The organism is Moraxella sp. CTOTU47579, from assembly GCF_032004885.1.
In the GTDB taxonomy this organism is placed as follows: domain Bacteria; phylum Pseudomonadota; class Gammaproteobacteria; order Pseudomonadales; family Moraxellaceae; genus Faucicola; species Faucicola tetraodonis.
Window position 1 is genome coordinate 25825 of sequence record NZ_DALZOJ010000021.1, and the last position, 6225, is coordinate 32049.

7 protein-coding genes are annotated in these 6225 nt (G+C 44.9%); 6 read left to right on the top strand and 1 reads right to left on the bottom strand.

Features of this window, described 5'->3' with window-relative positions:
* Positions 1-9 precede the first annotated feature (9 nt).
* The 4 genes from RTP55_RS10315 to RTP55_RS10330 all read left to right on the top strand — a co-directional run bounded on the left by RTP55_RS10315 (position 10) and on the right by RTP55_RS10330 (position 3893).
* Entirely contained in the window at positions 10-1746 is a 1737-nt protein-coding gene (locus RTP55_RS10315) for an AMP-binding protein (RefSeq protein ID WP_312385926.1), read from the top strand.
* Positions 1747-1878: 132 nt separating this feature from the next.
* Positions 1879-2595, top strand: coding sequence for a ribonuclease PH (gene rph / locus RTP55_RS10320; RefSeq protein ID WP_312385927.1), 717 nt, complete (start codon positions 1879-1881; stop codon positions 2593-2595).
* Positions 2596-2668: 73 nt separating this feature from the next.
* A complete protein-coding gene (locus tag RTP55_RS10325; protein WP_312385928.1) occupies positions 2669-3151 on the top strand; it encodes a hypothetical protein in 483 nt (160 codons plus the stop codon).
* Positions 3152-3329: 178 nt separating this feature from the next.
* Positions 3330-3893, top strand: coding sequence for a c-type cytochrome (locus RTP55_RS10330; RefSeq protein ID WP_312385929.1), 564 nt, complete (start codon positions 3330-3332; stop codon positions 3891-3893).
* 57 nt (positions 3894-3950) lie between these two features.
* Here the strand turns inward: RTP55_RS10330 and RTP55_RS10335 are convergent, their stop codons facing one another.
* Positions 3951-4685: an elongation factor P hydroxylase gene (locus RTP55_RS10335; RefSeq protein ID WP_312385930.1), complete on the bottom strand. Its 735-nt coding sequence runs from the start codon at positions 4683-4685 to the stop codon at positions 3951-3953.
* Positions 4686-4895: 210 nt separating this feature from the next.
* Between RTP55_RS10335 and RTP55_RS10340 the strand changes: the two genes are divergently transcribed.
* Complete coding sequence (locus RTP55_RS10340; RefSeq protein ID WP_312385931.1) at positions 4896-5528, top strand: YceD family protein; 633 nt, start codon at positions 4896-4898, stop codon at positions 5526-5528.
* 246 nt (positions 5529-5774) lie between these two features.
* Positions 5775-5960 (top strand): 50S ribosomal protein L32, encoded by a 186-nt coding sequence (gene rpmF / locus RTP55_RS10345; RefSeq protein WP_007115626.1) that lies wholly within the window; start codon positions 5775-5777, stop codon positions 5958-5960.
* Positions 5961-6225: the final 265 nt, after the last annotated feature.

Genomic DNA, 6225 nt, shown 5'->3' on the forward strand with positions numbered 1-6225 from the left:
ACTGAGTTTATGGATGACGCTATTTCACCAATCAATGAGCGCCCGATGCATGAGATGTATGAATGGGAAAAAAATCAGCAACCGTGGCTGATTAGCTACGAGCGCTATAACATTTGTAGTACCATCGATATGCCAGATGAACAAACGTCGCTGATTGACATCTTAGAAGCGGGGTTTGCCAAACATGCGCGGCAAGTGGCGTATTATTGCGATGATCAAGAGATTAGTTACGAGCAGCTAGATAAACTGAGTCTAAAAGTTGCCATTTATTTACAGCAGTTAGGGCTCAAGGTCGGTGACGCGGTTGGCGTGATGTTGCCCAATATTTTGCAATATCCTGTGATTACCCTTGGCGTCATCCGTGCTGGCATGGTACTGGTGAGTATGAATCCTTCCTACACCAGTCGCGAGCTTGAGCACCAAATGGATGATGCCGATATCAAGGCGTTGTTTATATTAGATAAATTTATTTATACCTATAAAGACATTGCCGATAACCTTAACCGCGATTTACATCATTTAATCATCTGTCGTTTGGGCGATTTAAAAAGTAAGCTCAAAGGCGCGTTAATCAATATGGTCTCAGCGACCACCGATTTGCCGCCCAAAGGTAATTGGATTTATTTTAGTCAGTTATTAGCGGGCGCTAGCAAGGCTTATGAGCGCCCAAATCTCACGTTATCGAATATCGTATTAATTCAATATACCGGTGGTACCACAGGGACGGCAAAAGGCGCGATGCTCAGTCATGGTAATGTGATTGCCAATTTGCTGCAAATCGATGCGTTGATTCGCAGCGCGTATGATGAAGAAGGGCAGGAAGATATTATTTTGGCATCGTTGCCGCTGTATCATGTATTTTCATTCACCATTTGCTGTGTTTTTATTTTATATCGTGGTTTTGCCTCAAGGCTCGTGCCCAATCCACGTGATATCAATGAACTGGTCAATACGCTAAGGCGTACACCGCCGCATTTTATTTTGGGGGTCAATACGCTATTTAGCGCCTTGATACAGCATCCTGAATTTCGAAGGCTCGATTTTTCCCAACTCAAAGCCACCATTGGCGGCGGCATGGCAATCCTACCCAGCGTTGCTAAAAAATGGCACACCATCACAGGGTTGCCGATTATCGAAGGGTATGGGCTCTCAGAAACCGCGCCTGTGATTACCTTTAATCCATTAACTATCGCAGAATTTACCAACAAAGTCGGGCTACCAACCCCTGCCACAGACATCATCTTATTGGATAACAATGACCAACCTGTGCGCATTGGTGAACGCGGCGAAATCGCCGTCAAAGGCCCGCAAGTGATGGTGGGGTATCGCAATATACCGGTTGAGACTGCTAATGCGTTTACCGCAACAGGCTATTTGCGCACAGGCGATATTGGCATCATTGATGAGCGCGGTTTTATCAAAATCGTTGACCGTAAAAAAGACATGATTGTGGTGTCAGGGTTTAATGTCTACCCAAATGAGATTGAGTCAGTGATGCTAGAGCATGCCGATGTACTCGAGTGTGTGGCGATTGGGGTACCAAGCGCGACGCGCGGCGAAGAGCCCAAAATATTCGTGGTCAGAAAACATAACCGTGTCACCGCTGAGCAACTACTGGCGTTTGGTAAACAGCACTTAAGTGGCTATAAACGCCCACGCTATGTCGAGTTTGTCGATAGTCTGCCCAAGTCCAATGTTGGTAAAATTTTACGTAAAGAGCTACGTAAGCGCGAAGGACTTGAATAGCAACCTGCTATGTTGCCGACGGAATTGTCTTGCTAAAACTGGGTTGGCAAGGTAGCATAAAACCACTGTAATTTTTGCCCATTGCTTAAAAACTATCTACCAAACCGTCAAGGCGGTCTTTTAGGGAATCTTATGCGTATCGATAATCGTGAAAACAACCAACTTCGCCCAATGAGTTTTGTGCGTAACTTTACCAAACATGCTGAAGGTGCCGTGTTGGTCAGCTATGGTGATACCAAAGTGCTATGTACCGCCAGTATCGAAACCCAAGTACCGCGCTGGCTCAAAGGCACAGGTAAAGGCTGGATTACCGCTGAATACGGTATGTTGCCACGCGCGACCCACGAGCGTACCCAACGCGAAGCCGCCAAAGGTAAACAATCAGGTCGTACCCAAGAGATTCAGCGGTTGATTGGTCGTAGCTTACGGGCGATGCTAGATCTTGAAAAGCTTGGGGAAAATACCATCCATATCGACTGTGACGTGCTGCAAGCCGATGGCGGTACCCGTACTGCCAGTATCACCGGTGCGGCTGTGGCATTGGTCGATGCGTTAGAAAAACTGCAAGCCGCCAAAAAACTCAAAGCCGATCCTTTGGTTGGCTTGGTAGCAGCGGTCTCTGTGGGCATCAAAAATGGTGAAGTACTCTTGGATTTGAACTATAGCGAAGACTCAAGCTGTGACACAGATCTTAACGTCGTGATGACGCAAAAAGGCGAGTTTATCGAGATCCAAGGCACGGCCGAAGAAAAACCTTTTACCCGTGCGCAAGTGGATGAGATGCTAGCGATTGCCGAAGAAGGCATCAAACAGCTGATTGCTGAACAACAAGCGGTGCTAGGTTGGTAAAACAGCCTAACAAAAAAGGCTAGGCTAGTAAGGGCGTAGGCGCTACGCCCTTTTAATTGTCATAGAGATTAGTATGTTAAAAGTCACCGAGACAGGCGTTACCATTGGTCTGCAAAGTCAAGCGGCGACACGCACCATGTTGACCCAAATACTTTGGGTGGGTATCGCAATTGCCGGGGTAGGGCTATTGATGGCATTTAAAATGCTCTCAGTTGCCAGCGGCTCGCTGATGATTTTACTAACCATTATTGCAAGTGTTGCGTGGCAATCATTCAACCGAAAAAAAGAGGTGGCGACTTTAGCAGGGGGTGAGCTGCGACTGACCCAACAGGGTTTTAGCCATCACCAAGGTGCTAAAGTCACAAGTTATCAATTATTGCCTAGCGATAGCATTGAGCCCACTACCGATGGGATGACCATCTACAATGCCGAAGGTCTAACCTTGTATCACATCACAGGTTTTCATGACCCTAAACATATCAAAATCGCCCAAGCCGTCCTACAAGGTAAGCCCATCAAAGCCCAAGGCAAAGCAATCAAACTACAAAGCACTTAATCAAAAAACCACACCCTATCTCACATAGTGGGTAGGCACAGTGGTTAGGCTTAGTTACCAAATCATAATAATTTTTTTGCCAATACTTGTTAAAATCCTTAGAGATGATTAATCCACACTCTGATAATAACATTCATTATTTAATTCATATAAACCAAAAACACGGAAGGAAGGGACGATGTCGACTGCATTAAAATTTGCCACCCCATTAATCGTTGCCATGGCGTTGGTAGGCTGTAATAAAAAAACAGAAACCACAACCACAACTACTGCTTCAGCGCCTGCTACCACAGTTACCGCTAGCGCCAATGGTGCAACGGCAACCGCTACGGTAAGTACCACAACGACGTCGACCACGGCAGTTGACCCTAACATGACGCCAGAAGACCACAAAAAAGCGCGTGAAAGAATCATGAAAGATTGGAAAAAAACCAATCAAACCATTGGTGCGATGGTCAAAGATCCAAGCAAATTTGATGCCGCGCAAGTCAAAGCCGCCGCCGACAAACTTAACCAAAATCCTTGGGTGCATTATCCAGAGACAGCCAAAGGCGGTGAAGCAAAAGATGAAATTTGGAGCGATGCTGCAGGGTTCCAACAGCACATTGATAAATTTAAAACCGCTGCCAGTGCCCTCAATGCCGCCGCTGCGACTGCAACCAGTGTTGATGGCATCAAAACCCAATTTGGCGATTTGGGCGCTAGCTGTAAATCCTGTCATGACAAATATAAAGAAGATTAAGTTTTTATCCCGCATAAAAAAGGCAGTCATTGAACACTGCCTTTTTTATTGGCTTAATTAACTTTGATAAAAACTAACTTTGATAAAATTATGATAGATATCAAACGAGGTCAATGGTAGCGGGCGCAGTTTGGTTAACTGGCTTAGCAAGAATTTGGCATCGGTTGACAGTTTTTGCCCCGTTTGCCAAAACTTCACCGCTTGGGCTTGGACATCGGCTTCAAAAGTGCTCTGACTGGTATCAAAATCGGCAAACAAATTATCTTTAGACACGCTAAAGGGTTTGTTGCAAGCCAGCGTCAATAAACATTCAATCGCCTGCGGCAGGATTTCTACTTGTTCGAACTGTTGCTGCTGCTGCTGATTACGTCCATCGGGCGCATACCAGTAGCCAAAATCATTGAGCAATCGGCGTTTTTGACCTGCCATACACCAATGGCTGATTTCATGCAAGGCACTGGCAAAAAATCCATGGGCGAACACAATTTTGGCAGGATCGGTATCGGTCGCGGCAAAATATTCAGGCTCATGCTCGCCTTTGACCAAAATCGTATCACGATAGCAAAACCACAGTTTGAACCAACCTATCAGCCATTGCACTTGTAATGCTTCCACCGATACCCATTGATAGTCAGTCAAAGGGCGATTTTTTGTCTTTGATATACTGGCGAGTACGGGCACAAAATTAACCTTTAATGCTAACTGCGCCCTTTGTTGGTCAATCACAGTGGTGTCCATATCATTGGCTAACACAGGCGCCACCGCGAATTGACTGACAAAAGGCAGCGTCATAAAGGGAAAAATAGCAAGGGTTTGTGGTGATATTTGTGCGGATATTGGCGATAGGTGTGTGAACATAGCAAAAGTAGGATTGATAAAAATGGCTATTATACAATTTAACAGCCCGCATCGACTAGGAAATCACGCCAACAACATGCTACCATGCAATGAACGTCAGTATGCTTTATACTACAACGCAACATAACTAACAGGAGCGGTGAAATGACGCTACATTCTTTATCAAACGTGCCATCACAATCATCGCAAGATGTACCAACAACTGCCCCATCCAAAACCGCCAATAATACCACCAGTGAGATTGGCGCCAGTGCCAGCTTGGTTAAGTTTATTGACTTGGCACGTTGGGAGTATAACAACGATAACCATTATCACTGGGAAGGCAAGGTGAGTCTCAAGGATTTACCACGTATCTATGCCTTGGGTGATGAACATCATGACAACGATCAGCCACTGGATGTGATACTAGATATTCAGAAAAAAGGGGACGTGGTATTTTGGCAACTACACACCACGGGCGTGCTTTGGCAAACCTGCCAGCGCTGCCTAGACCCCGTCGCAGTGAGTCTAGATGTCGATAGTGAGCTTGCGCTACTTGAAGATGAAAATCACGTCGCATTGCTTGATGAAGGCACAGAAATCATCCTGATTGATGAGCTAACGGATGACAATAAACTGTGGCTATTACCGATGATTGAAGATGAACTATTGGTGGATTTGCCATTAGCGCCCAAGCATGATGACTGCGAAATGGCAGTCACTGAGGTCGGCGAGTTGCCAGAGGCAGTGGCGGAAAAAGAAAATCCGTTTGCGGTACTGGCAAGCCTAAAAAGTTAATAACAACCACGTCATTAGATATGCCGTCCTACACGTAGTAACAAAAACTTGCCACTAAATGTCGGTTAAGGCTTTGCTAAATGGGTTTTTTTACGTATAATATGGCGTTTATAAATTTATCTGATTGTCTGTTCCAATAGTTTGCCTTATATCCATGCCAAATATCGATATCAAGTTGTTTGCATGATGATGTAATGAGGTTAAGGGAACGATGTTTTAATAGCGAGAAGCACAGGAGCTAACCTCATGGCTGTTCAACAAAACCGTAAAAGCCGTTCACGCCGTGATATGCGTCGTTCACACGACCGCATCACAATCAATGCTGTTGCTGTAGATGCAACAACTGGTGAAAAACACATCCGTCACCATGCGACCAAAGACGGTTTTTACCGTGGTCGTCAATTATTCAAAGTAGCAGCCGTTGCTGAATAATTAACGCAAAATGCAGGGCTTTGACGTAGCTTAGTATGCATTGGCTAAGCACCAAAAAGGCTGATGATAATTCATCAGCCTTTTTTTATTTGTTTTTGATGTAAAAATACCCGAAAGAAAAAACTAGAATTTTTTTTTCAATATGCCATAATAATCAGAGTACAATTGTACACATAAATTTACTGGCTTACTTTTACCTGCTGGCTCGATAGTAATACCAAACCCAATAATTAAAGCACTGCCCAATGACGAGCAGTGAGCGACT